The sequence below is a fragment of the Mycobacterium scrofulaceum genome (assembly GCF_002086735.1).
GTDB classification, from domain to species: domain Bacteria; phylum Actinomycetota; class Actinomycetes; order Mycobacteriales; family Mycobacteriaceae; genus Mycobacterium; species Mycobacterium scrofulaceum.
In genome coordinates, this window is the sequence record NZ_MVIJ01000046.1 from 17,764 (window position 1) to 42,166 (window position 24,403).

At 67.6% G+C, this 24,403-nt stretch carries 23 protein-coding genes and 1 riboswitch; of the genes, 14 read left to right on the forward strand and 9 right to left on the reverse strand.

The genetic code is table 11. From position 1 onward, the window contains the following. Window positions 1–435: 435 nt before the first annotated feature. Together BST44_RS23160 and BST44_RS29710 are read left to right on the forward strand one after the other, a co-directional pair. A complete protein-coding gene (locus BST44_RS23160) occupies window positions 436–1,110 on the forward strand; it encodes a sigma-70 family RNA polymerase sigma factor (protein ID WP_244184914.1) in 675 nt (224 codons plus the stop codon). Window positions 1,111–1,255: 145 nt separating this feature from the next. Beyond that, window positions 1,256–1,492, forward strand: coding sequence for a hypothetical protein (locus tag BST44_RS29710; protein WP_142274660.1), 237 nt, complete (start codon window positions 1,256–1,258; stop codon window positions 1,490–1,492). A 114-nt stretch (window positions 1,493–1,606) separates the two neighbouring features. Here BST44_RS29710 and tal read toward each other — a convergent pair whose 3' ends face one another. The 4 genes from tal to BST44_RS23180 all read right to left on the reverse strand — a co-directional run bounded on the left by tal (window position 1,607) and on the right by BST44_RS23180 (window position 4,732). Then, window positions 1,607–2,695, reverse strand: a complete 1,089-nt coding sequence (gene tal / locus BST44_RS23165; RefSeq protein WP_083179417.1) for a transaldolase — start codon at window positions 2,693–2,695, stop codon at window positions 1,607–1,609. A 156-nt stretch (window positions 2,696–2,851) separates the two neighbouring features. After that, window positions 2,852–3,412 carry a peptide-methionine (S)-S-oxide reductase MsrA gene (msrA, locus tag BST44_RS23170; RefSeq protein WP_083179418.1) on the reverse strand — a complete coding sequence of 187 codons (561 nt, stop codon included), beginning with the start codon at window positions 3,410–3,412 and terminating at the stop codon, window positions 2,852–2,854. Next, window positions 3,409–3,891: a peptide-methionine (R)-S-oxide reductase MsrB gene (gene msrB / locus BST44_RS23175; protein ID WP_083179419.1), complete on the reverse strand. Its 483-nt coding sequence runs from the start codon at window positions 3,889–3,891 to the stop codon at window positions 3,409–3,411. Before msrB ends, msrA begins: the two co-directional genes overlap by 4 nt. 70 nt (window positions 3,892–3,961) lie before the next feature. Then, entirely contained in the window at window positions 3,962–4,732 is a 771-nt protein-coding gene (locus BST44_RS23180; RefSeq protein WP_083179420.1) for an SDR family NAD(P)-dependent oxidoreductase, read from the reverse strand. A 487-nt stretch (window positions 4,733–5,219) separates the two neighbouring features. On the opposite strand from BST44_RS23180, the gene BST44_RS31555 reads away from it, so the two are divergent. Beyond that, the gene (locus BST44_RS31555; protein WP_083179421.1) at window positions 5,220–5,531 is read left to right on the forward strand and encodes a putative quinol monooxygenase; all 312 of its coding nucleotides are present in this window, start codon (window positions 5,220–5,222) and stop codon (window positions 5,529–5,531) included. A gap of 438 nt (window positions 5,532–5,969) precedes the next feature. Here BST44_RS31555 and BST44_RS23190 read toward each other — a convergent pair whose 3' ends face one another. The 3 genes from BST44_RS23190 to BST44_RS23200 form a co-directional block, all read right to left on the reverse strand. Next, entirely contained in the window at window positions 5,970–6,581 is a 612-nt protein-coding gene (locus tag BST44_RS23190) for a GNAT family N-acetyltransferase (protein WP_083179440.1), read from the reverse strand. Window positions 6,582–6,705: 124 nt separating this feature from the next. Further along, on the reverse strand, window positions 6,706–9,012 hold the full coding sequence (locus BST44_RS23195; RefSeq protein WP_083179422.1) for a CaiB/BaiF CoA transferase family protein: 2,307 nt from the start codon (window positions 9,010–9,012) through the stop codon (window positions 6,706–6,708). Beyond that, window positions 9,009–10,478: an aldehyde dehydrogenase family protein gene (locus BST44_RS23200; protein ID WP_083179423.1), complete on the reverse strand. Its 1,470-nt coding sequence runs from the start codon at window positions 10,476–10,478 to the stop codon at window positions 9,009–9,011. Before BST44_RS23200 ends, BST44_RS23195 begins: the two co-directional genes overlap by 4 nt. Before the next feature lie 200 nt (window positions 10,479–10,678). Here BST44_RS23200 and BST44_RS23205 point away from each other — a divergent pair, with 200 nt between their 5' ends. From BST44_RS23205 to BST44_RS23245, 9 genes are read left to right on the forward strand one after another with little or no spacing between them, the layout of a single operon-like run. Then, window positions 10,679–11,863 carry a cytochrome P450 gene (locus tag BST44_RS23205; protein ID WP_083179424.1) on the forward strand — a complete coding sequence of 395 codons (1,185 nt, stop codon included), beginning with the start codon at window positions 10,679–10,681 and terminating at the stop codon, window positions 11,861–11,863. Next, a complete protein-coding gene (locus tag BST44_RS23210; protein WP_083179425.1) occupies window positions 11,863–13,050 on the forward strand; it encodes an acyl-CoA dehydrogenase family protein in 1,188 nt (395 codons plus the stop codon). Before BST44_RS23205 ends, BST44_RS23210 begins: the two co-directional genes overlap by 1 nt. Window positions 13,051–13,064: 14 nt before the next feature. Further along, entirely contained in the window at window positions 13,065–13,610 is a 546-nt protein-coding gene (locus tag BST44_RS23215; RefSeq protein ID WP_083179426.1) for an FAS1-like dehydratase domain-containing protein, read from the forward strand. After that, window positions 13,610–14,008 carry a Zn-ribbon domain-containing OB-fold protein gene (locus BST44_RS23220; protein WP_083179427.1) on the forward strand — a complete coding sequence of 133 codons (399 nt, stop codon included), beginning with the start codon at window positions 13,610–13,612 and terminating at the stop codon, window positions 14,006–14,008. The genes BST44_RS23215 and BST44_RS23220 overlap by 1 nt, the downstream gene beginning before the upstream one ends. A gap of 10 nt (window positions 14,009–14,018) precedes the next feature. After that, window positions 14,019–15,152, forward strand: a complete 1,134-nt coding sequence (locus tag BST44_RS23225) for an acyl-CoA dehydrogenase family protein (protein WP_083179428.1) — start codon at window positions 14,019–14,021, stop codon at window positions 15,150–15,152. Next, window positions 15,149–15,616, forward strand: a complete 468-nt coding sequence (locus BST44_RS23230; protein WP_083179429.1) for a MaoC family dehydratase — start codon at window positions 15,149–15,151, stop codon at window positions 15,614–15,616. The genes BST44_RS23225 and BST44_RS23230 overlap by 4 nt, the downstream gene beginning before the upstream one ends. Next, on the forward strand, window positions 15,613–16,782 hold the full coding sequence (locus BST44_RS23235; protein WP_083179430.1) for a lipid-transfer protein: 1,170 nt from the start codon (window positions 15,613–15,615) through the stop codon (window positions 16,780–16,782). Before BST44_RS23230 ends, BST44_RS23235 begins: the two co-directional genes overlap by 4 nt. 12 nt (window positions 16,783–16,794) lie before the next feature. Then, complete coding sequence (locus BST44_RS23240; protein ID WP_083179431.1) at window positions 16,795–17,865, forward strand: zinc-binding dehydrogenase; 1,071 nt, start codon at window positions 16,795–16,797, stop codon at window positions 17,863–17,865. Continuing rightward, the gene (locus BST44_RS23245) at window positions 17,862–18,470 is read left to right on the forward strand and encodes a TetR/AcrR family transcriptional regulator (RefSeq protein ID WP_083179432.1); all 609 of its coding nucleotides are present in this window, start codon (window positions 17,862–17,864) and stop codon (window positions 18,468–18,470) included. The genes BST44_RS23240 and BST44_RS23245 overlap by 4 nt, the downstream gene beginning before the upstream one ends. A 131-nt stretch (window positions 18,471–18,601) precedes the next feature. On the opposite strand, the gene BST44_RS23250 is transcribed toward BST44_RS23245, so the two are convergent. Together BST44_RS23250 and pruA are read right to left on the reverse strand one after the other, a co-directional pair. Further along, a complete protein-coding gene (locus tag BST44_RS23250) occupies window positions 18,602–19,564 on the reverse strand; it encodes a proline dehydrogenase family protein (RefSeq protein ID WP_083179433.1) in 963 nt (320 codons plus the stop codon). Continuing rightward, window positions 19,564–21,195, reverse strand: a complete 1,632-nt coding sequence (pruA, locus tag BST44_RS23255) for an L-glutamate gamma-semialdehyde dehydrogenase (protein ID WP_083179434.1) — start codon at window positions 21,193–21,195, stop codon at window positions 19,564–19,566. Before pruA ends, BST44_RS23250 begins: the two co-directional genes overlap by 1 nt. 81 nt (window positions 21,196–21,276) lie before the next feature. Here pruA and BST44_RS23260 point away from each other — a divergent pair, with 81 nt between their 5' ends. Together BST44_RS23260 and BST44_RS23265 are read left to right on the forward strand one after the other, a co-directional pair. Next, window positions 21,277–22,866 carry a PucR family transcriptional regulator gene (locus BST44_RS23260; RefSeq protein ID WP_083179435.1) on the forward strand — a complete coding sequence of 530 codons (1,590 nt, stop codon included), beginning with the start codon at window positions 21,277–21,279 and terminating at the stop codon, window positions 22,864–22,866. A 43-nt stretch (window positions 22,867–22,909) separates the two neighbouring features. Further along, window positions 22,910–23,090: riboswitch (cobalamin riboswitch) on the forward strand. 155 nt (window positions 23,091–23,245) lie between these two features. Beyond that, a partial coding sequence (locus BST44_RS23265) for a PPE family protein (RefSeq protein WP_083179436.1) occupies window positions 23,246–24,403 on the forward strand: 1,158 nt, incomplete at its 3' end.

Consider the following 24,403-nt stretch of genomic DNA (forward strand, 5'->3'; position numbering starts at 1 on the left):
AGTTGGAGGTGTGGATGGCGTCCCCGACGTGGGGCCACGACCATGACCGCCAACTTGATGTCGTAGGTGGCGCAGGCGCTCACCCGGATGAATTAACTCCGCGGATGATGACCACTCACCCCGCGGCGTTGGATGCTGGCACCAGATCGGTAACAGGAGGCGCTGTGGAGACGACGAGATACCTCACCTGCGGCCATGCCCGCATCGGGCGGGGATCGGCCCTGAAAGGAACGCGCTCGAACGCCGGTGCAACCAAGACGACGCCAGTTGCCGAAATCCGCGCCACACGCGACGTCACCGGTTCCTCGAGACGCTGGTGCGTCGAGCAGGGTTGCACTCCCTTCTCGCACGTTCGCTGCCCGACTCGGGCAAGCGGTGGCCGAGCTCCACGCATGCCGATACTTTTCGCGACGGCAGGACCGTAGCGTGAGCCGCGTGAGCGCGGAATGCGCACAGAATCCGGATGTTCCGTTGAGCGTTCAATTTGAAAGCGCCGTCATCCCTCTCCTTCAGCCTCTGCTCCGGCAGGCTCTTCGGATGACCTCCAACCGATTGGATGCGGAGGATCTGGTGCAGGAAACATTGCTCAACGCTTATGCCGGTCTCCAGGCGTTCGAACCTGGAACGAACCTCAGGGCATGGCTGCGCCGGATCATGACCAACACCCATATCAACAGCTATCGGAAGCAAAAGCGCCGTCCCGCACAACATCCGACTGGCGAGATCACCGATCGGCAGCTGATGGCCGGTACGCCACGCACGCACGGGGTCCTACGGTCGGCCGAAGACCAGGCGCTCGAACTGCTGCCAGATCCTTACCTCAAGGCGGCAATGATGATCTTGCCCGAGCCGTTTCGCACCGTCGTGTATTTTGCCGACATCGCGGGATACTCCTACAAGGAGATCGCCGCCATGACGGACACCCGGCAGGGAACCGTCAGCTCGAGACTTAACCGCGGACGAAAGCAATTGCGCGAACTACTATTCGACTCGCCGGTCGACCGTGAGCGCAGGACGATCGACAACACCTCGATCAGATCAATCCAACAGCTCGCAATGGTCAACGGCGCCGAAGCCAGTCGCGGTCATCCGGCAGGCGAGGGTTGCTGACGGCCTCGGGCAACGCCGAAGGTGAGAGGAACGCCGACGTTGCATATCCCCTACATGGCGCCATCTACGGGGCTGACAACCGCTCCGGCCCGAAAAGCTCCACACACGAGTTGTCGAAATCATGCCCGGGAGATCAGGTGACGTTATGAACAAAGCGAGAGCCCGGCGCGCGGGTATGGTTTCCCCGTCGTCGCGTTGGAATGTCGGTCTGATGCTACCGGCACCGGAACATCTGGCGTTCTATGCCGGCGTAGGTGCGATGGCGGTGTTCGGGCTCATGGAATGGCCCGTGGTCGCCGCCCTGCTGGTGGGCCACACGCTTGTCAACGCGCAGCACAACGAGGTTCTACAGTCACTCGGCGAGGCATTGGAAGAGGCCTAGCTGCAACGAAAATATCGCGGTCGCTTGGATCAAGACAGCGACCACGATGGGATTGAACAATATATGAAGGCGAGCGCGATCGGAACGGGATTGAAAGCGGTTACCGCGCAGTGGTTACCGTTGAAGTGTCCGCGACCAGGACGCTGCGAACTTGGATACCCCGTCGCGTTCGAGCGCATCGAATACGTCCGGCAGATCGATACCGACCGAACTCAGCCGGTCGAACACTTCCTGTGCTTGCAACGCCTTGCCCGCCACGGTTTCACCGGCGATGACGCCGTGATCGGCCACCGCCTCCAGCGTCTCCTCAGGAATGGTGCTGACCGTGTTCGGCGCCACCAGTTCCGTGACGTACATGGTGTCGGGGTAGGCGGCGTTCTTGACACCGGTGGAGGCCCATAACGGCCGTTGCACGCGCGCGCCGGCGGCGCGCAACGCGGCATAGCGCGGATCGGCCTCGAAGACCTGCTGGTAACCCGCGTAGGCCAGTCGCGCGTTGGCGACGCCGGCCTGCCCACGCAGTCTGAGCGCCTCATCGGTGCCGATCGCCTCCAGTCGCTTGTCGACTTCGGTGTCGACCCGAGACACGAAAAGAGATGCCACAGAGTGGATTTGTGATACGTCCAACTCGGCCTGCCGAGCGGCTTCGATACCTGCAAGATAGGCGTTCATCACCGATCGATGTCGCTGGACAGAAAAGATCAGCGTGACGTTGACCGATACACCTTTGGCCAACGCCGCGGTGATCGCGGGCAGCCCGGCTGCGGTCGCTGGAATTTTGATGAAAACGTTGGGCCGGTCGACGACCTTCGCCAGCTCGACGGCCTGCATGACTGTCGCATCGGTATCGTGCGCCAGCGAGGGGTCAACTTCGATGGAGACTCTTCCGTCGACGCCGTCCGAGGCCTTCCACTGCGGGTGCAGCACATCGCAGGCCATCCGGACGTCGTCGGTGATCGCCGTGCGGACCGCGGTATCGATAGCGGTACCGCGGCCCGTCAGCTCGGCGATCTGTCCATCGTAGGCGCGGCCGTTTGTAAGTGCCCGCTCAAAGGTGGACGGGTTAGTGGTCACGCCGACAACGCTTCTTGTGTCGATGAGCTCCCGCAGCTTGCCGGACTGTAACAGGTTGCGCGACAAGTCATCCAGCCAGACCGACACCCCCGCCGCTGATAGGGCAGCCAAATTCGGGTTTTGAGTCATCCCGTCACCACCGCTGCCCGGTCACCGGGTCGCGCTGAAACCCACGCCCCAGCACAAACCGTGCCATAGAGCACCAGTGGCGCGTATGCGCTCAACAGCACCCGCCAATCAGGTGGAGTTGCCGGATCCTTGTCTTGTGTTATCGAGCCCATGTCGTTATTGAGCGGACCCGGTCTGTTCGGCCGTGCCTGCTCGCGGGTCGGCCGCACCGTCGCCGCGGCTGGGTAGCGCCCACTCGGGACGGATGTAGTGGCAGGTGTAGCCGGACGGGTAGCGTTGCAGGTAGTTCTGGTGCTCGGGTTCGGCCTCCCAAAACTCGCCGGCCGGGTTGACCTCGGTGACGACTGCGCCGGGCCAGCGGCCCGACCCTTCGACGTCGGCGATGGTCTGTGCGGCAATTTGCCTTTGCTCGTCGTCCAGATAGAAAATCGCTGACCGATAATTGGTTCCGACATCGTTGCCTTGTCGGTTCTTTGTGGTCGGGTCGTGGATCTGGAAAAAGAATTCCAGCAGTGTCCGATAATCGGTCTCGTTTGGGTCGTATGTGATTTCGAGCGCCTCGGCGTGGCCGGGGTGATTGCGGTAGGTGGGATGTGTGTTGCTGCCACCGGTATAGCCGACCCGCGTGGACACCACACCGGGCAGCTTGCGGAACAGGTCCTCCATGCCCCAGAAGCACCCACCGGCGAGAACGGCGATCTCGTTGTGGTCGTTCATGACTTCTGCTCACCGACGCTCTGGTGTTGGTCCGACACATCGAACAAGGGCAGATACTGCCCGTAACCCTGGGCTTCCAGGTCATCGCGGTGAATGAATCGCAGCGACGCCGAGTTGATGCAGTAGCGCAACCCGCCGGCCTCCCTGGGGCCGTCCGGGAATACGTGGCCCAGATGGCTGTCGGCGTGGGCCGATCGCACCTCGACCCGATCCATGAAATGGCTGCGGTCACGCCTCTCAACAACGAAGTCCGCGTCGATGGGCCGGGTGAAACTGGGCCAGCCGCTTCCGCTATCGAACTTGCTGACAGAGGCGAAAAGCGGTTCGCCAGAGACAATGTCAACGTAGATGCCGGGTTCATGATTGTCGCAGTACTCTCCAGTGAACGGCGGCTCCGTTCCGCTCTCCTGGGTGACGCGGTATTGCTCGGGGGTTAACGCGTCGATCGCGGCAGGGTTCTTGCTGTATTGGTGTGACACCTGATCTCCTTCGTCCGCGCAACCGTTATGTGTGCTGCGCTTGGTGTTTCGAATTGTCCCGCGTCGTTGCTCAGTTGCGGCCGGCCATGATGCCGCCATCGACGTTGAGAATCGCGCCGGTGACCCAACTGGCCTCATCAGAGAGCAGGAACGTCACGGCGTTGGCCACGTCGGCCGGGGTGCCGACCCGTCCCAGTGGGTGAAGTGGCGCGAACGTGGCCAAGGTGGCGTCGATCTCGTCCTTCGGGATGAAACCCTCGTAGAGCGGGGTTTTGACGACGGCCGGCGCCACCGCGTTGACGCGGATCTTGTGCTCGGCGAGCTCGATGGCGAGGTTATGGGTGAGCGCATGCAGGCCGGCCTTCTGCATCGAGTACACCGACGACGGGGTCAGGCCGATCGCCTGATGTGCCCACATGCTGCCGATGTTGACGATGGAGCCGCCCTCGCTGCGGGCGATCATACCCTCAACGACCGTCTGCGTCAGGAAGAACAAGGCGTAGTTGAGCTCCATGTACGAGTCATAGGTAAGCGCGTCGTGCTCGAGAAACGGCTTGGGAATAAAGAATCCAGCCGCATTGACCAGGAGCGTCGCATCGCCGTGATGCTCGGAGACAGCACGCTGAACATCGTCGACAGCGCTGCGATCGGTCAACTCGGCGGCGATGCCCCAGGCTTGACCACCCCCGTCGGTCAGTTCAGTCACGGTTTCATCAACACGGTCCTTCGACCGACCAACGATCACCGCGCTGCCGCCGTGACGCACGATGTCAACGGCGACTTGCCGGCCCATACCGGCGCTGCCCCCGACGACGATGACCTTCTTGGAATCGAAATGCATAGTGAGACCTTTCTGCTGCTCGTTCGCGGCGACTCCTGCCGAGCCCTCGCCCGGCAAGAAGAGTTGTAGCCCTGGCGATTACACCGGGCGCTGTGCGTGTCGACCTGAACTGGTATCAATCTGCTGCCCGGCGGGGTGAGCTGTCATCACCCTGGCGTTGATTCACCCGGGTGAGTTCTGCTGTGCCGCCATGGCCAACTGCTCAAACCCGATATTTGGCGGTATTGCCCAGCCAGGCAAGTGGGTTATAGTACCCAGAACAAGCGGACGAGAACTGAAGCGGTCGCGAACATCGCTCACCCAGCCAACGGGCTGGTACGTCTACTGCGGGTGAGCCAGCCATAAGATTGCAGCCCAGTCAGAACGCTCGTCCGTTGTCCAGGACAGATAAGCATGTGCCGACGTGTACATGAAATAGCAAGGCCTGCAGGGACTTACGGATCACCGACTGCCCGCGGCCTTGGGCGACGGTGAAGGAGAGTCAACCATGTACAGCCCAGATGAAGAAGTGGTGTTGATCGCCGATGCCACGGCGTTGCCAGGCAAAGGAGACGACCTGCGGCGTGCGCTTCTCGAGTCGATCCCTCAGTCGCTGGCCGAGGCCGACGTCAGCACCTTCCGCCTCCACGAAGACCGTGATCGTCCGGGGCATTTCACGCTTTACCAGCGGTTCCGGAATCAGCACGCCGTCGACCTTCACGTTCAAACCAATCATTTTGCGCTCAGCGTCGAAGCCCTGGCCCAGTTCGCCGAGGGCGGCAAGCCCCAGGTCACCTTCTATCGTGTACTGAGTCGCTAAGCCCGCGTAGCCCGTACGATTGTCAGCTGAGTAGTTGAAACGCCACTTCGATCCTCCCGACAGTCGGCCATGATTGATGACGTCGCGGTCGGCCTGACCCCGTGAGGTCGGGCGACCTACGCACGCATCGTCCGAGCAGCCGCTGATCTGGCGTACAAGCAAGCGCGTCCTTGTCAGCAAAAAGTAGTCCGACAGCTGTGATCCACTGGGCGAGGCGGCTTGGCGTAGCCGATCCTGACCTACCGCTGAAACCGCACCCGTCACAAGCAATTCCGCGACACAGCTGAGGAAGCGGTCACGCGTCACTCGTCCGCGACTCGTCGCTGGCAGCGGGTCGCCAGCCGGCGGGGGCCATGCCGTCAGATGACGGTTGATTGCCGACCTGGAGTCCACGCCCCACTACGGTTCGGGCGGGCGCGGGCAGCACAGCTGTGGTGTTCAGGACTGCTGCGATCCCGGCGCCGGCACGCAGGCCGGCTCTGGCAGGTCCAAATCAGCTTTGCTCAGACGGTAGACCTCAAGGGTCAGGTTGTAGTACTTGTCGGTCTCACCGACCCATTCCATTCCCACTCGCCGCGCCGTGGCCACACCGCGGCGATTGCCTGGCCGCACGACGGCGAATACCTCACTGACACCGACGTTTGTGAATGCTTGATGGGCCACTGCATGACCGGCTTCCGCGCCGTAGCCGTGACCCCACCGCGCGGGTGCAACCTGCCATCCGATCTCGAGATCGATGCGGCCGGGCGGCAGTGGGAGTAGCGCCACTCCGCCGATCAAGTCGCCAGAGTCTCTATCGGTAATCGCCCATCGGCCGATGGGGAGGCCGGTCGCATCGCTTTCGGCGATCCATGTGCCCAAGAGTTCGCGCATCGTAGCGTCGTCGGTGATCACCGGCAGCGCCGGACACAGCCAACGCGAAACCTCCGGCGCGCTGTATATCCCGCAGGCGGCGAGGTCGTCGTCGAGCTGCCATGGACGCAAGAGGAGCCGGTTGGTCAGGATGCGTCTCGTGCCAGGGTCCCATTCGACGTGGCGGTGCTCATGCATTGGAAACTCCTGGGGCTCTTTGAACCGCATACGGGGCAAAGTCCACCCAATTCTAGCAATTTCGGGAAGAGTAGGACCGACCGCCTCAGGCCACTTGGGCCGCTCCCACCGCGCGACATCCTGCTCAGGCGCCCAGCGGCCGCTCCCCGATGACCCGCCCGGCCCGCAGGCTCGCGATCTCGTCCGCGGACAGGCCCAGACCCCGCAGGACTTCGTCGTTGTGCTGGCCCAGCGTCGGCGGGGCGCTCCGGTGGTGGCCGGTAGGTCCGGCAGTGATGCGCAACGGCCAGCCGGGGTAGCGGTGTGGCCCGGTGATCGGATGGACGAACTCCTCGTAGTAGCCGCGCGCGTCGAGCTGCGCCCCGATCAGGTCACCGTCGTACATCCGCTCGCCGGTGACCACCTGCTCGGCCGGAATACCCTGCTCCTGCAGTGATTTCACGACCATGGCCGCGGTTTGGGTGCCGGTCCACCCGGCGACCAGCTCGTCGAACGCGTCATGGTCGAGCCGCCCGTCGTCGGGCAGCGACAGCGCCACCCACACGCCGTCCTCGGCGGTCGGGTAGACGCCCTGCAGGTAGCCGCGCCGCCGGTTGCCCCGGCGCGGGGACACGACGCCGGTCATCGAATACTCGATCACCGGTTCGGCCGCCACGCAGGCGGCAACCTCGATCTGCGCGATCTCGATCAGCTGGCCCTCCCCCGTTCGGCGCCGGTGCTCGAGGGCGGCCAGCAGCGCGACCCCCGCGTGCACGCCGACGATGGGATCGGCGGGCCCCTGCGGGTTGCACGGCGGACCGTCGGGGTAGCCGGTGACCGCCGACATCCCCGAGGTCTGCTCGAAGTTCAGCGCCCAGCCGACGTAGTCGCGCCACGGGCCCTGCAGCCCGTACCCGGGCATCCGCACGGCGATCACGGCGGGGTTCAGCGCCGCCAGCGCGTCGTAGGCGAGGCCGAACTGCTCGACGACGCGGGGCGAGAAGTTCTCCACGACCACGTCGGCGTCGGCGGCCAGCCGCCGGACGATCTCGAGGCCACGCTCCGAGGTCAGGTCGAGGGTGAGGTCGCGCTTGTTGAGGTTGGTGCCCTGCCAGATGGGGCTGCGTTCGTACCAATCGTCGCCTTCGTAGGCGAAGGCGCCGGAGTAGCGGTGCCCGTCCGGCCGCTGGATCGACTCGACCTTGACGACGTCGGCCCCGAACGCACCCAGGTAGCAGGTCAGGTAGGCGCCGGCCCAGAACGTCGTCAGGTCGAGGACCTTCAGGCCGGAGAATGGCCGCGGCCCTTCGGTTGTGCCAGGCGATCGAGCGTCGGCCGCCCACCGCGCGGGCGGCATACCGAGCCGAGGTGCCGGGCCGGGCCGTGCCACAGGCGTTTTGGAGAAGCGGAACGGCGGCCCCGGCCGCTGGAACGACCACCCCGGGCCGCCGGCTTGAACGAAGAACCCCCGCTCGGCGTATTGCGGGCAGTCGAGCACGGTGGCGCCGTCGTTGACCGGGGCGGTCGGAATGCGCAGCGCCTGACCGAGTTCCACGAGCTCGGCCACGGTCTGCCGGGCGAGCAGCGGCTCGGCCTTGCCGAAGAACTCGTCACGCTCGGGCCCGCCCATCATGATCGCGATCTGGTGCTCCCCGTACTCGGGCAGGCCGAGCATCGCGCACACGTCCAGCCAGTGCTGGCCCGTCAGGCAGTTGATGCCGACCCAGCCATCGGCGGCCCGCACGACACCCAGCATGGGGGCCGACCGCAGGTTCGGGGGCAGGCCAAGCATTTTCATCCGCTGGGCCATCAGCATCGGGTAGGGCAGGGTCGACAGCAGCGCCTCCAACTGCGAGACGTCGACCTCTCTGACCCGGCCGGCGGGCGGCAGCCGCAACGCGGTCAGGGCACCCAGCGCGCCGTAGGCGCCCGCGACGTACTCGCCGATGCGCGCGCCGACCTGTACCGGTGGCCGGTCAGGATCCCGGGCGCTGATCCAGCCCGACGCCGCCTGCAGCGTCAGCGGTGTGGCGAGTCGCTGACGCCACGGGCCGCACCGGCCGAACGCGGAGATGCGCAACGCCACCAGGTTTGGGTTGAGCCGCTCCAACTCGTCCCGGCCCAGCCCCCAACCGTCCAAGGTCTCCGGCGCGAAATCCTCGACGAGCACGTGCGCCCGCGCGATGAGTTCCCGGACTGAGGCCAGATCGTCGGGCCGGGCCAAATCCAACGTGGCTCCGGATTTTCCGGCGTTGAGGTAGTGGAACAGGCCGCCGCGCTCCGGGTCGGCCACTCCGCCGGGGAACGGCCCCCATCGGCGCAACGGGTCCCCGTCGGGCGCCTCGATCTTGGTGACCTCAGCCCCGAGATCGACGAAAAGCTTTGCGGCGTAAGGACCTGAGATCTCGGTGGCGAGTTCGACGACGTGGAGCCCGGCGAGGGGTCCCGTCATGCCGGGATCCCGATGGCCTTCACCTCCATGTACTGGTGCAGTCCGCTGACCCCGCCGCTCTCCCGGCCGAACCCGCTCAGCTTGAATCCGCCGAACGGCGCGTCGCCCGGCCCGATGCCGTTGACGGCGACCTGACCCGTGCGCATGCGCCGCGCGATCCCGACGGCCCGGTCCACGTCGGTGCCCCACACGGCGCCGGACAGCCCGTAGCACGAGTTGTTCGCGATCGCGACGGCGTCCTCGTCGTCGCGGTACCGGAGCACCGACAGGACGGGGCCGAATACCTCCTCCTGCGCGATCGTCGAATCCGGTTGCACGCCGGTGAGAATCGTCGGTTCGAAATAGAAGCCGACGTCCAGGCCGGCCGGGCGCCCGCCGCCGGTCGCCAGCTTGGCTCCGTCGTTGACCGCGCCGTCGACGTGTGCCTGCACCCGGTCGCGTTGCGCCGCGCTGATGAGCGGTCCCATCTGAACCGTCGGGTCCTGGGGGTCGCCGACCTTGACGTCGCGGGCCAGCGCGACCAGCCGGTCGACGACGTCGTCGTGCAACGAGTCGGGAAGCAGCAGCCGGCTGTGCAGGATGCAGGCCTGCCCGGCGTGCAGGGAGCAGCAGTCGAACAGCATCTGCCGCAGCATCTCGTCGGTCACCTGCGTGTCGTCGAGGATGATGCTGGCCGACTTGCCGCCGCACTCCAGCAACAGCCGCTTCATCGCGTCGCCCGCCGCGCGCATGACCTCACACCCGACGGCGGAACTACCGGTGAAGCTGATCATGTCGATGCGCGGATCCGTGGTGAGCAGTTTGGCGGCCTCCAGCCCCGACGGGGTGACCACGTTGACCACCCCCGGCGGGATGTCGGTCTCCTCGTCGATGATGCGTGCGAGCGCGAGCCCGGCGAGCGGCGTCAGCGGTGAAGGCTTGAGCACGACCGTGTTTCCCGCGGCCAGCGCGTTGTTGACTTTCATCACGTTGAGGCAGTGCGGGAAGTTCCACGGTGTCAGGATCGACACGACACCGAGCGGCTCGCGCCGCAGCAACGTCGTCCCGGCGCCGATCCCGGTCACCGGCTCGTCGACCAACTGCGTCGCGAGCTGGGCGGCATGCATGGACATGTAGCCGGCGCCGTCGATTTGCATCATCCGCTCTACTGTGACGCAGCCCCACTCGACCTGTGACAGCGCGAAGATCTCGTCGGCGTGCTTGAGCAGGGCCTCACCGAGCTGATTGAGGCAGCCGGCCCGCTCGGTGGGACCCATGCGCCCCCACGGCCCGGCGTCGAAGGCCCGGCGCGCGGCGTCGATCGCGGCACCGACCTGGGCCACGCTCGCATCGGGCGCGGTGCCGATCGACCGCTCGGTGGCCGGGTTGACGTCGTCGTAGCGACCGTCCTCCGGCTCGACCCATCTGCCGTCGATGTAGAGCTGATAGGTGTCGACAAGAGATCGCGGAGTGTGCAGCTCGGTCATGCGCTTCCTCACCCGAACGTCGGTCATCTAACCACTTGGTGTACACCCATGCTTCCCGCCCCGTCAATCACCAACCGCACGAATTGCGCGCTATTTGGGGCATTCGCGGCGTATTGACAGAGACGGGCGACGCGGGGTAGACACAAGGCCGCAAGACACATTGCGTCAATGTGTCGGATCGCCTGTCCAGGGAGGCCGCCGTGCGGACCACTTTTCCCGCTTCTCTGTTGCACTCCCCCGACTTCTATGCCGGCGATCCGTACCCGGTGTACCGCGAGCTGCGCGCGACGTCGCCGGTGTGCTGGAACGACGTCACCCACTTCTGGGCGCTGACGAAGTACGAGGACATCCGCTTCGTGTCGACCAACCCGGCCACGTTCACCTCCACCCGGGGCATCACCATCCCGGACCCGCAGATGGGGAACGCGGTGCAGGAGGGCAACCTGATCTTCACCGACCCGCCACGGCATCGGCAGCTCCGCAAGCTGATCAACTCGGGCTTCACCCGGAGGCGGGTTGCTCTGCTGGAGCCGAAGATTCGCGAGATCGTGCGGGGAATCCTCGACGGCATCCAACCCGATTCGGTGCACGAGTTCGCCGACGAGATCGCCGCCCCGCTGCCCACCCGGATGATCGCCGAGCTGATCGGCGCCCCGCCCGACGACTGGGAGCAGTTCCGGGCGTGGTCGGACGCCGCCACCGGAACGGCCGACCCGGAGATCGAGCTCGACCCGTTGGTCGCGATGGGGCAGCTCTACGAGTACTTCCAGAGGCTGATCGCCGCCCGGCGGGTGGACGCGCGCGACGACCTGCTCTCGGTGCTGGCGGGCGCGGAGATCGACGGCATCCGGCTGACCGACGAGGACCTGCTCAACTTCGCCTACCTGCTGCTGGTGGCCGGCAACGAAACCACCCGCAACCTGATCGCCCTGGGCACGCTGGCGCTGATCGCCCACCCCGACCAATGCCGCCTGCTGGTCGACGATCCGGCGCTGATCCCGGGCGCCGTCGAGGAGATGCTGCGCTGGACCAGCCCCGTGGTGCACATGGCGCGCACCGCGACGACCGACGTCGAGATCCGCGGCCAGCGGATCGCCGCGGGCGACGTGGTGGTCATGCTCTACGGGTCCGCCAACCGGGACGAGGACATCTTCGGCGCCGACTCCGAGGAGTTCAAGGTGACCCGGCACCCCAACCCGCACATCGCGTTCGGGTGCGGCGAACATTCCTGTGTCGGCGCCCAATTGGCGCGGCTGGAGGCGTGCGTGATGTTCGACGAGCTGCTGCGGCGCTTCCCCAGGATCGAGCTGGTGGGCACGGTGGACCGGATGCGCGCCACCATGGTGCCCGGGGTCAAGCGCATGCCGGTGCGGTTGGGGGCCTGATGGATTTGGAGTACTCGCCCGAACAGCAGCGGCTGCGCGCCGAGATCCGCGCGACCCTGGAACGGGTGATGACGCCCGAGCGCAGAGCCGCGGTCGACGAACGCATGGAGGGCGGTCCCGCGGTGCGCGAATGCGTGCGGGCGTTGGCCGCCGCGAACCTGCTCGGCGTGGGCTGGCCGAAGGCGTACGGGGGACGCGGCTTCTCGGCGATCGAGCAGTTCATCTTCTCGGAGGAGGCGCGGCGCGTCAGCGCGCCGGTTTCGCTGGTCACGCTCAACACGGTCGGGCCGACGCTGATGCAGTGCGGCACCGAAGAGCAGAAGCGGAGGTTTCTGCCCGCGATCCTGGACGGCAGCGTCGAATTCGCGATCGGCTACTCCGAGCCCGGGGCGGGCAGCGACCTGGCCTCGCTGCGCACCACCGCGGTCCGCGACGGCGACGAATACGTCATCAACGGCCAGAAAATGTTCACCAGCGGAGCCGCGTACGCCGACTACATCTGGCTGGCAGCCCGCACCGATCCGGATGCCAAGAAGCACAAGGGCATTTCCATCCTGATCGTGCCCACCTCGTCGCCCGGGTTCTCCTGGCAGCCGCTGCACACCATGCCCGGCATCTCCACCTTCTACACGTTCTACGACGACGTGCGGGTCCCCGCCAGCGCGCTGGTGGGGGGCGAGAACCAGGGCTGGCAGCTGATCACCACCCAGCTGAACTTCGAGCGGGCGGCGCTGGGCAACCTCGGCGCGCTGGAACCGCTGTTCGAGCGGACCCTGCAGTGGGCCACCGACACCGCACTCGACGGCGGACGCGTCATCGACCAGCCGTGGGTACAACTCGCGCTGGCCCGGGTCGAGGCTCAGGTCGCCGCCTACAAACTCGTCAACCTGCGGGTCAACGCCGCGATGACCAAGGGGGTGCTGTCCATGGGGGAAGCATCGGCGGCCAAGGTGTTCGGCACCGAACTGACCCAGCAGGTCGCCCGCCAGCTGCTCGAAGTGCTCGACCGCAACGGTGTGCGCCGCGGCGCGGACGCACCGCTGCGGGGCGCGCTGGAATCCGCGTATCGTCAGGCCGTCATCAACACCTTCGGCGGCGGGGCCAACGAGATCCAGCGTGACATCATCGCCATGGCCGGACTGGGCATGCCGCGAGCCCCCCGCGACCTACGCGCCACCGCAACATAGGAGGACAGCCTGAAGTGACCGACTCAGAAACCGTCAGCGCCAAGGTGCGGGCCCTCGTCGGCCAGCCGACCGGCGGCACCGGAAAGCCCTCGCTGGCACCGGATCCGGTCAACCAGCCGATGATCCGGCACTGGGCGTACGCGATGGCCGACATGAATCCCGTATACCTCGACCCGGAGTTCGCCGAGAAGTCGCGGTTCGGCGGCATCGTGTCACCCCCGGTCATGCTGCAGACCTGGACGATGCCGTCGCCGATCCTGGAGGGCATCGGGGAACGCGGTGGTGCGCCCGTCGAAATCACAGGCAACCCAACGGCCTTCCTCGACGAGGCCGGCTACACCAGCACGGTGGCGACCAACTCCGAGTTCGAGATCGAGCGCTACCCGCGGCTCGGCGACGTCATCAGCGCGACGACGGTGTACGAATCGGTCTCCGAGGAAAAGAAGACGGCGCTGGGCACCGGCTTCTTCCTGACCTGGCTGACCACCTACACCGACCAGCACGGGGAAGTCCTGGGCAGGCAACGGTTCCGGGTGCTGCGATTCTCACCGGAGCGCTGATGGCCACCCGACTGGCGCCGGCCATCACCAAGGACACCGAGTTCTTCTGGAACGGGTTGCGGGACAACAAGCTCCTGATCCAGCGCTGTGCCGGCTGCGGGCGGCTGCGCCACCCGCCGCGCCCGATGTGCCCGCACTGCCGCTCCCTGGACTGGGACACCGTCGAGTCCTCGGGCCGCGGCACCGTCTACAGCTACGTGATGCCGCACGAGCCGAAGTTCCCGTTCTTCGAATACCCGTACGTCGTGGTGCTGGTCGAGCTCGAGGAGGGTGTGCGGCTGGTGTCCAACCTCACCGGCATCGAACCGGCCGACGTGAGGACCGGCACGCCCGTCGAGGTGTACTACCAGAGTTTCGATGACGACCTGGTGCTGCACCAGTTCCGGCCGGCCGGCTAGGCGAGCGCCGATGGACTTCACCTTCACCGAGGAGCAGGAGACCATCTCCAAGCTCGCCCGCGACCTCTTCGAGCGCCGGGCCACACCCGAGCGCCTGACCGAGCTGGAAGCCGGCGATGCTCGCTTCGACGACGCACTCTGGAAGGAGCTGGCGGCCGCCGACCTGCTCGGCACCGCGCTGCCGGAGTCGGTCGGCGGTAACGGCGGTGGCTTCGTCGAGCTCGGGGTGTTGCTGGCCGAGGTGGGCCGCGCGGTCGCGCCGGTGCCGGCCTACGCGACGCTGGCGCTGGGGGCCGACCCCATCGCGCGGCACGGCAATGACGAACAGCGGCAACGGTTCCTGCCGGGCGTCGCCGCCGGCAACCGCATCCTGACCGCCGCCCTGGCCGAGCCGGACCGTTCCCAGGCGGCGGCGCCCGCCACCACCGCCCGACGCGACGCAGGCGGCTGGCGGCTGGACGGCGCCAAGGAGCTGGTGCCGGCCGCCCAGTTCGCCGACACCGTGGTGATCCCGGCTTCGATGGAGGACGGGGAGGCCGGCCTGTTCCTCATGGCGGCCGACGCCCGCGGCGTCGAGATCCGGCCCGCGGCGACCACCAGCCGTGAACCGCACGCCGACGTATACCTCGACGGCGCAACGGTTTCCGATGCCGACCGGTTGGTCGGCCCCGACCTGGTCGAGTCGCTGCGGACCCGCGCGCTGGTCGCGCTGTGCGCGGTCCAGCTCGGCGTCGCGGAACGAGCACTGTGGATCGCGGCCGAATACACCGCGGGCCGCGAGCAATTCGGCCGGCCCATCGGTAGCTTCCAGGCCGTGCAGCAACGGATGGCCGATGCCTACATCGACGTCGAGGCGATCCGGTGGACCACGTGGCACGCGGCCTGGCTGATCGCGCACGGGCGGCCCTTGCGAGAGGCCGGCCGTGCCGCCCGCATCGCCAAGTTCTGGGCCGCCGAGGCCGGCGCCCGCGTCGCCGCCACCGCCCAGCACGTCCACGGCGGCATCGGAATCGACACCACCTATCCCCTGCACCGCTATTTCTTATGGGCCAAGCACAACGAGCTCACGCTCGGCCCCGCCTCGGCGCAGCTCGCCCAGCTCGGCGCCACATATGGCGCAACGTATTCGGAAGGACTGCCATGACCACCACCGCGAGCCGCACCACCACCCTGCGCTGGGCCGACATCTCGGTCGGCGACGAGGTCACCCCCCTCGAGATCCCCATCACCACCACGATGATCGTCGCGGGCGCGATCGCCACCCGCGACTTCATGCCCGTGCACCACGACCGCGACTACGCCAACAAGCAGGGTTCGCCCAACCTGTTCATGAACATCCTCACCACCAACGGCTACTGCGTGCGGTTCCTCACCGACTGGGCCGGTCCGGAGGCGATGATCAAGAAACTGTCGATCCGCCTTGGCGTGCCGTGCTTTCCGGACGACCCGCTGCGCTTCACCGGCAGCGTCACCGGAAAGAGCGAGGGTACCGGCGGGGAGAACTTCGTCGAGGTGACGTTCAAGGGCTCCAACAGCCTCGGCGATCACGTCTCGGGCACCGCGATCCTCAGCCTGCTCGACGGGGAGTTGGAAAGGGACCGCGCGTGACCGGCTCGCTGCCCGGCGCCGCCGCCATCGTCGGCATCGGCCAGACCGAGTTCTCCAAGGAATCCGGCCGCAGCGAACTGCAATTGGCGTGCGAGGCGGTCAGCGCCGCGCTCGACGACGCCGGCCTGGCACCCGGCGACGTCGACGGCATGGTCACCTTCACGATGGACTCCAGCGACGAGATCGACATCGCCCGCAACGTGGGCATCGGCGACCTGAGCTTCTTCTCCCGCGTGCACCACGGCGGCGGTGCAGCCGCCGGCACCGTCGTGCACGCCGCGATGGCCGTCGCGACGGGCGTCGCCGACGTCGTGGTGTGCTGGCGCGCCTTCAACGAACGCTCCGGGTTCCGGTTCGGCGGCACCGGACGCAGTATGGCCGAAACCCCGTTATTCATGGCGCATTACGCGCCGTTCGGATTGCTCACCCCCGCCGCGTGGGTCGCGATGCACGCCCAGCGCTACATGTCGACCTATGGGGTGACCAACGAGGACTTCGGCCGCGTCGCCGTGGTGGACCGCAAGCACGCGGCCACGAACCCCGACGCCTGGTTCTACCAGCGGCCGATCACGCTGGAGGATCACCAGAACTCCCGCTGGATCGTCGAACCCGTGCTGCGGCTGCTGGATTGCTGCCAGGAAAGCGACGGTGGGGTCGCGCTGGTGGTCACCAGCGCCGAACGCGCCCGCGACCTACGACAGCCGCCGGCCATCATCACCGCCGCCGCCCAGGGCGCGGCGGCCAACGGCGAGATGATGACGAGCTACTACCGCGACGACATCACCGGCCTGCCCGAGATGGGCGTGGTCGCCAAAAGACTGTGGCGCGACTCGGGCCTCAAGCCGCAGGACATCCAAACCGCCTTCATCTACGACCATTTCACCCCATTCGTGTTCACCCAGCTCGAAGAGCTCGGGTTCTGCGGGCGCGGCGAGGCGAAGGACTTCGCCACCGTCGAGCGCCTGTCGCTGGGTGGGGAATTTCCGATCAACACCAACGGCGGCCTGCTCGGCGAGGCCTACATCCACGGGATGAACGGCATCACCGAGGGGGTGCGCCAGGTGCGCGGTACGTCGTACAACCAGGTCGACAGTGTCGAACACGTGCTGGTCACGTCGGGAACCGGGGTGCCCACCAGCGGGCTGATCCTCGCGCCCGCCGACTAGAGGGAGATCGTCATGCCCAGGCTCGCACTGCTGACCGCCCACGGCGGGCCCATCGAGCTGGCCGAGTTCCCGTTGTCCACCCCGGCCCCGGGGACGGCGGCGCTGCGGCTGCGGATGGCCGGCATCTGCGGATCCGACCTGCACATCTTCCGCGGCGAGCTGCCATTGCCGTGCCCGTTTGCCATGGGCCACGAAATGGTCGGCGAGATCGCCGAACTCGGCGAGGGCCTGGCCGCCGACGCGACCGGCAAGCCGCTGACCGTCGGCGATCGTGTGGTCACCCCGTACTTCTGGTTCTGCGGTCGGTGCCACGCGTGCGCGCGGGGGCGGTCGTATGCGTGTCAGAACCTGATGGCCGGCGAATACCGCACGCACGACCAGGAGCCGCACTTCGTCGCCGCCCACGGAGAGTACTACTACACCAGCCGGCGGCAGCCGCTGTACAAGGTGCCCGACGACCTGCCCGACGCGGCCGTCGCCCCGCTGAACTGCGCGCTGGCGCAGGTGCTGTTCGCGCTGCGCGACGTGCGCCTCGGCGACACCGTGGTCATCCAGGGTGCCGGCGGGCTGGGCATCAACGCGGCCGCCGTGGCCCGCACGGCGGGGGCCGCGGAGGTGATCGTCATCGACAAGATCGCCGGGAGGCTCGACGTCGCATCCGATTTCGGTGCCACCCACTGCATCGACGCCGGCGGCATCTCGACCGCGGAGGTCACCGAGCGGGTGCACGCGCGCACCGACGGCATCGGCGCCGACTGGGTGCTGGAGGTCGTCGGCGTGCCGGGCGTCATCCCGGACGGGATCGGGTTCCTCAACAACGGCGGCACGCTCCTCGAGGTCGGCAACGTCGGCATGGGGCGGACCTTCGAGCTCGATCCGAGCGCGCTGGTCTACGGCAACAAGTCCGTGCGCGGCGTCATGTTCTACGACCCCGTCACATTGGCGATCGGACTGAACTTTCTGCAGCGCACCAATTTTCCGTTCGACCGTCTGATGCCCGAGCCGTTCCACCTGGCCGACGTCAACGCCGCCTTCGCCTCCGCCAACGCGGGGCTGGTGCCGCGAGGCGCGCTGGTCCCGTGACGGCTCAACCGGCGCCGGCCACCGACACCCGCGAGCTCATCGTCGAGTCCGCGTTCGCCTGCTTCGGCAGACAGGGATTGGACAAGGCGACGATCGTCGACATCGCCAGACAAGCCGGCGTCTCCCGCAGCACCATCTACGAGTACTTCTCCGACAAGGGCGCCATCATCGAAGCCTGCGCCGAACACGCTTCCGAGCGGTTCTACCGCGAAATGTCCAAGGCGATGGACCGGGGCGGGTCGCTCGAGGACAAGCTGAGTCAGGCGGCCGTGTTCGTGACCCAGGCGCGCCGGTCGATCGCGTCGGAGAAGTACTTCGACGAGGACGCGGTCAGCCTGTTGCTGACCAAGGATGCCGCGGTGCTGTTGCGGGAATGCGTCGATTTCTTCAAGCCGTACCTGTCGGCGGCCCGGCTGACCGGCGAGGTGCGCAAGGACCTCGACGTCGAGGCCGCCGCGGAATGGTTTGCGCGCATTCTGTTCTCGCTCTTCAGCACGCCATCCCCCATCCGGGACATGGACGATGCCGGGGTAGCGGCCGAGTTCGTGCGCGCGCACGTGGTGCGCGGCTTCGCGGGCGACCGGCCGCGCCCCCGTCGCGGCTGAGGCCCCTCGCGCACGCTTCGCCGGGAAGTCCCGCCCGCCGCGTGTGACGCGTGGGCTTTGCGCGTGCGCCCAGGGCGGGATCCGCGGGTTTTCGTCACCATGGGCTCACACGCAAAGCCCTGGGCGCACACTCAGTGACCCCGCCGCGCCAGCGCCCGCAAGAAGAACCTGAGGTTGGCCGGCCGCTCGGCCAGGCGGCGCATGAAGTAGCCGTACCACTGGGTGCCGAACGGCACATAGACGCGGACCTGGTTGCCGGATTCCGCCAGCCGGCGCTGCTCGAGATCGCGGATGCCGTACAGCATCTGGTACTCGAAATCGGCCGCGCCCCGGCCCGCTTCGCGCGCCAGCGCCGGCGCAGCCTCGATGATCGCCGGGTCGTGGGAGGCCACCATCGGGTAGCCGGAGCCGAGCATCAGCACGCGCAGGCAGCGCAGGTAGGAATCGGTCACCGCGTCGGGATCGCGGTAGGCCACCGACGCCGGTTCGTCGTAGGCGCCCTTGCATAGCCGGATCCGCGCCCCGGTCCCCGCGAACGCCTCGCAGTCGCCGAGCGTGCGCCGCAGATAGGCCTGCAAAGCCACCGCCAGCCACGGAAATTCGGACCGGAGGTCGCGCACGATCGCCAGCGTCGAGTCCGTCGTCGTGTGGTCTTCGGCGTCCACCGTCACCCACACGCCGGCCCGCCGTGCCGCCTCGCAGATCGCGAACGCATTCTCCCGCGCGATCTTCTCGCCGTCGCGGTCGAGCGACTGCCCCAGGGCCGACAACTTCAGCGACACCTCGAGCGCCCGCACGCCGGCGTGCGCGCCGAACCGGGCCAGGCGCCCGATCAAGTCCAGGTAGACCCGCACGGCCGCGTCGGCGCCGTCGGCGGTGGTGACGTCCTCACCCAGGTAATCGAGGCTCACATATCGACCCGAACGGCGCAGCGCCGCAACGCTGTCCAGCGCACTGTCGATCGTCTCGCCGGGCACGAACCGGTGCACCACGCGGCGGGTGACCGGCAGCCCTTCGGCGGCCCTGCGCAATCCCGGTCGCCGACTGGCGGCGATGATCGCGGGCCGCAGGGTGCTGGCGAACGCGCGGCCCATCAGTCGGCCGCCATGTGCGGATACGTATGGTCGGTCGCCGGGACGAACGTCTCCTTGAGCGTGCGGGCCGACGTCCAGCGCAGCAGGTTCAGCACCGACCCGGCCTTGTCGTTGGTGCCCGAGCCGCGCGAGCCCCCGAACGGCTGACGTCCGACCACCGCGCCCGTCGGCTTGTCATTGATGTAGAAGTTCCCGGCGGCGAATCGCAGGCGGTCCTGCGCGGTCAGCACCGCCTCGCGGTCGTCGGCGATGACCGCACCGGTCAGCGCGTACCGCGAGCCGGTGTCGATCACGTCGAGGATGCGCTCGTAGTCGTCGTCGGGGTACACGTGCACCGACAGCAGCGGACCGAAGTACTCGGTGGCGAACGACTCGTCGGTCGGGTCGTCGGACAGCAGCACCGTGGGGCGTACGAAATAGCCGACGCTGTCGTCGTATTCGCCGCCCACGGCGATGGTGACGTGGGCGGCACCCTTCGCCCGTTCGAGGGCCTCGACGTTCTTGGCGAACGCGCGCCTGTCGATCAGCGCGCCGCCGTAGTTGGTCAGGTCGGTGACGTCGCCGTAACGCAGCGCGGCCGTCTCCCCCAGCAATCCGTCACCGATGCGCCGCCACACCGAATGCGGGACAAAGGCACGCGACGCGGCCGAGCATTTCTGCCCCTGGTAGTCGAACGCGCCCCGGATCAGCGCGGTGCGCAGCACGTCCGGCCGGGCCGAGGGGTGGGCCACCACGAAATCCTTGCCACCGGTCTCGCCGACCAGCCGCGGATAGCTCTGGTAGCGGCCGATATTGGCACCCACCTGCTGCCACAGGCGCTGGAAAGTGGCCGTCGAACCGGTGAAGTGGATGCCGGCCAGCCGCGGGTCCGCCAGCGCCACGTCGGAAACGGCGAAGCCGTCGCCGGCGACCAGATTGATCACCCCGGGCGGCAGCCCCGCGGCCTCCAGCAGCTGCATGGTCAGATACGCCGACAGCGTCTGGGTGATCGACGGCTTCCACACGACGGTGTTGCCCATCAACGCCGGAGCGGTCGGCAGGTTGCCGGCGATCGAGGTGAAGTTGAACGGCGTGATGGCATAGACGAATCCGTCCAGCGGGCGGTAGTCGCTGCGGTTCCATTCGCCGGGGCCGCTGATCGGCTGCTGCGCGAGGATTTGACGCGCGAACGCGACGTTGAAGCGCCAGAAGTCGATCTGCTCGCAGGGCGAGTCGATCTCGGCCTGGTACGCCGATTTCGATTGGCCGAGCATCGTCGCGGCGGCGATCCTCTCCCGCCACGGGCCGGCGAGCAGGTCGGCCGCCCGCAGGAACACCGCCGCGCGTTCGTCGAACGGCATTGCCGCCCAGTCCCTCTTCGCGGCCATCGCGGCGTCGATCGCCGCCGCCGCCTCGGCGTGGACGGCGTTGGTCAGGGTGCCCAGCCTCGCGGCATGCCGATGGGGCTGGACGACGTCGATGCGGTCACCGTCGCCCATCCGGTGTCTGCCGCCGATGACGTGCGGGAGGTCGATCGGGTGGTCGGCCAGCGCAGCCAATTCGGCGCGCAACCGGCCGCGTTCTGGCGAGTGCGGCGCATAGTCGTGGACCGGCTCGTTGGCCGGCAACGGCACCTCGGTGATCGCATCCATGCTGCCAGGATCCCCGCGGCCGCGACCCGCGGGATTAGCCGATCGGACAAGACTCTGGCCTGTTGGTAGTACGATCGAACAATGGCCGGTGTGGGGCTGGGTCAACTCTTGCTCGCGCTGGACGCGACCCTGGTCAGTTTGGTGGAATCGCCGCGCGGGCTGGACCTTCCGGTGGGTTCGGCGGCGCTGATCGACAGCGACGACGTGCGGTTGGGTCTGGCGGCAGCCGCGGGCTCGGCCGACGTGTTCTTCCTGCTGGGCGTCGCCGACGACGAGGCGCTGCGATGGATGGACAGGCAGGCGCGCGATCGCGTCCCGGTGGCAATATTCGCCAAGGATCCCTCGCCCGCCGTGGTGGGCGCGGCAGCCGCGGCCGGCTCCGCCGTGGTGGCCGTCGAGCCGCGGGCCCGCTGGGAGCGGCTCTACCAGTTGGTGAATCACGTCCTCGAGCACCACGGGGACCGCACCGACACGACCGAGGACTCGGGCACCGACCTGTTCGGCCTGGCGCAGTCACTGGCCGACCGCATCCACGGCATGGTCAGCATCGAGAACGCCCAATCGCACGTGCTGGCGTACTCGGCGTCCAACGACGAAGCCGACGAACTGCGCCGCCTTTCCATCCTGGGCAGGGCGGGGCCGCCCGAGCATCTCGAATGGATCGGCCAGTGGGGCATTTTCGATGCGTTGCGGTCGAGCGACGGGGTGGTGCGCGTGGCCGAGCGCCCGGAGCTGGGCCTGCGCCCGCGGCTGGCCGTCGGGATCTATCAGCCCGCGGCGGACCCGAGGCGCCCGCCGGCGTTCGCCGGGACCATCTGGGTGCAGCAGGGCGCGCAACCGCTGGCCGCCGACGCGGAGGAGATGTTGCGCGGCGCGGCGGTGCTGGCCGCGCGGATCATGGCGCGGCTGGCGGCCCGGCCGTCGACGCAGGCACGTCGGGTGCAGCAGCTGCTGGGCCTGATCGACGGCGAACCGGATCTGGCCGCCGTCGCCGGCGAACTCGGCCTCGCCGGCGACGGCGACGCGGCGCTGATCGGCTGGGACGCGGACACCGCGGCCGGCACCGCGCCGCGGCGGGCACGGTTGGTCGACGTAATCGCGCTCAGCGCCAGTGCTTTTCGGCGGGACACGCAGGTGGCCTCGCGTGGCTCGCGAATCTATGTGCTGCTGCCCCAGACGCAGACCCGCGCGGCGACCTCGTGGGTCCGCGGGACCATGTCGGCGATGCGCGACGAGCTGGGGGTGCAGCTGCGGGCCGCGATCGCCGCTCCGACCGGCCTCGGCGGGATCGGCGCGGCGCGCATCGAGGTGGATCGCGTGCTGGACAGCGCTGCGCGCCATCCCATTTCGGTCGGGCAGGTGACGTCGCTGGCCGAGGCGCGGACAACCGTCCTGCTCGACGAGATCCTCGCCATGGTCGGGCGCGAGCAGCGATTGGTGGATCCCCGGATCGTCGACCTGCGCACCCGCGAGCCGGTGCTGGCCGAGACCATGCGGGTGTACCTGGACAGCTTCGGCGACGTCGGCGCCGTCGCACGGTCGCTGCACGTGCACCCCAACACGGTCCGCTACCGCGTGCGGCGCATCGAGAAGTTGCTGTCGACTTCGCTGGCCGATCCCGACGTGCGGCTGCTCTTTTCGCTCGGCCTGCGGGTCGCGGGAAACGGGTGACACCGTCGACGCGGAGAGCTCCGGGTGATTTGCTGGCTTCTGGGCACAACGGATGTAACAATGCGACCCGTAAGGTGATGACGATGCAGGAAGCCGGTGCGAATCCGGCGCGGTCCCGCCACTGTCATCGGGGAGCGACCCTCAACGGCCACGGCTGAAAAGCTGGAAGGCGAGGCGAGCAGCGATCCGAGAGCCAGGACACTCGCGTCATTGCGTCCTGCGACCCGGGGCGGAGTACCCCGAGAGAGCTGTCAACGTCCATGTCACGTCCTGCATGGGTGGCCGTTGTCGTCGCCACCAGTCCTGTCCCCATCCGTCGCGTCTCACCTGAAAACCCCCGCCGCAGATGTAGTTTCCCGGCGACCGAGGTGGACGAGCGATGACCGCGCCGATTTGGATGGCCTTGCCACCCGAGGTGCATTCCGCGCTGCTCAGCAGCGGGCCGGGGCCCGGGCCGCTGCTGGCCGCCGCGTCGGCATGGGGCACCCTGAGCGCCGAATACGCGGAGGCCGCCGACGAGCTCGCCGCGCTGTTGGGCGCAATGCAATCCGGAAGCTGGGACAGCCCCGCCGCGCAATCCTGTATTGCCGCGCACGCGCCCTATCTGGCGTGGCTGGTGCGGGCAAGCGCCGACAGCGCCGTCATGGCCACCCGGCAGGAAACCGCGGCCACCGCCTACTCGGCCGCACTGGCGGCCATGCCGACCCTGTCCGAGCTGGCCGCCAACCACGCCACCCACGCCGCCTTGGTGGCGACCAATTTCCTTGGCCTCAATACCATTCCGATCGCGGTCAACGAGGCCGACTACGCGCGGATGTGGGTGCAAGCCGCCACCGTGATGACCACGTATCAGGGCGTTGCGACCGCCGCAGTGGCCACCGCGCCGCTCACCGAGCCGGTGCCGCAGGTCATGGCCGCCGACGCACCGGCGGCCGCTTCCGTTGCGTCGGCGTCGCCCCCCGACCAGCAGGACGCGGTGCTCGACTGGTTGGAACGGATCGGGTTCATCGACTTCTACGACAAGTTCATCCAGCCGTTGATAGACCGGCTGATGAACAACCCGTTCTTTTCGGCGCTGTTCTCCGGGTTCGACCCTTGGCTGCCGGTTCTCGGGAATCCGCTCAGCTTTCTGAACCCCTTCAACATCGCGTTCGCCCTCGGCTATCCGATGGATTTCGGTTCGTACTTCGCCTATTTGGCGCAAACCTTTTCCTTCATCGCGGCCGACCTCGCGGCGGCGTTCGCCTCGGGCAATCCCGCGACCGTCGCGTGGACCCTGTTGTTCACCGCCGTCGAAGCCATCGGGACGATCATCACCGACACCATCGCGCTGCTGAAGACGTTGCTCGACCAGATGATCGTGCTGATCCCGGTCCTTCTTCCGCTGCTGACGGTTTCGGTGGTTCCGCTGGTCGTGCCCACCCTGGTCGGGGGCCTCGCGGGCGTGACGAGCTTGGCCGGGCTGCACGCCATCCCGGTGCCGCCGGTCGGGCCCGCCCCTTCGCTGGTCCCGGCCGCGCTGGCACCTACCCCGCCC

Coding starts and splice junctions, on each gene's coding strand:
- BST44_RS29710 (WP_142274660.1), top strand. CDS start 1,256: ATGAACAAAGCGAGAGCCCGGCGCGCGGGTATGGTTTCCCCGTCGTCG.
- BST44_RS23260 (WP_083179435.1), top strand. CDS start 21,277: ATGGCCGGTGTGGGGCTGGGTCAACTCTTGCTCGCGCTGGACGCGACC.
- BST44_RS23180 (WP_083179420.1), bottom strand. CDS start 4,732: ATGCATTTCGATTCCAAGAAGGTCATCGTCGTCGGGGGCAGCGCCGGT.
- BST44_RS23210 (WP_083179425.1), top strand. CDS start 11,863: ATGGATTTGGAGTACTCGCCCGAACAGCAGCGGCTGCGCGCCGAGATC.
- BST44_RS23225 (WP_083179428.1), top strand. CDS start 14,019: ATGGACTTCACCTTCACCGAGGAGCAGGAGACCATCTCCAAGCTCGCC.
- msrA (WP_083179418.1), bottom strand. CDS start 3,412: ATGAACGACCACAACGAGATCGCCGTTCTCGCCGGTGGGTGCTTCTGG.
- BST44_RS23200 (WP_083179423.1), bottom strand. CDS start 10,478: ATGACCGAGCTGCACACTCCGCGATCTCTTGTCGACACCTATCAGCTC.
- BST44_RS23220 (WP_083179427.1), top strand. CDS start 13,610: ATGGCCACCCGACTGGCGCCGGCCATCACCAAGGACACCGAGTTCTTC.
- pruA (WP_083179434.1), bottom strand. CDS start 21,195: ATGGATGCGATCACCGAGGTGCCGTTGCCGGCCAACGAGCCGGTCCAC.
- BST44_RS31555 (WP_083179421.1), top strand. CDS start 5,220: ATGTACAGCCCAGATGAAGAAGTGGTGTTGATCGCCGATGCCACGGCG.
- BST44_RS23190 (WP_083179440.1), bottom strand. CDS start 6,581: ATGCATGAGCACCGCCACGTCGAATGGGACCCTGGCACGAGACGCATC.
- BST44_RS23195 (WP_083179422.1), bottom strand. CDS start 9,012: ATGACGGGACCCCTCGCCGGGCTCCACGTCGTCGAACTCGCCACCGAG.
- BST44_RS23250 (WP_083179433.1), bottom strand. CDS start 19,564: ATGGGCCGCGCGTTCGCCAGCACCCTGCGGCCCGCGATCATCGCCGCC.
- tal (WP_083179417.1), bottom strand. CDS start 2,695: ATGACTCAAAACCCGAATTTGGCTGCCCTATCAGCGGCGGGGGTGTCG.
- BST44_RS23230 (WP_083179429.1), top strand. CDS start 15,149: ATGACCACCACCGCGAGCCGCACCACCACCCTGCGCTGGGCCGACATC.
- BST44_RS23240 (WP_083179431.1), top strand. CDS start 16,795: ATGCCCAGGCTCGCACTGCTGACCGCCCACGGCGGGCCCATCGAGCTG.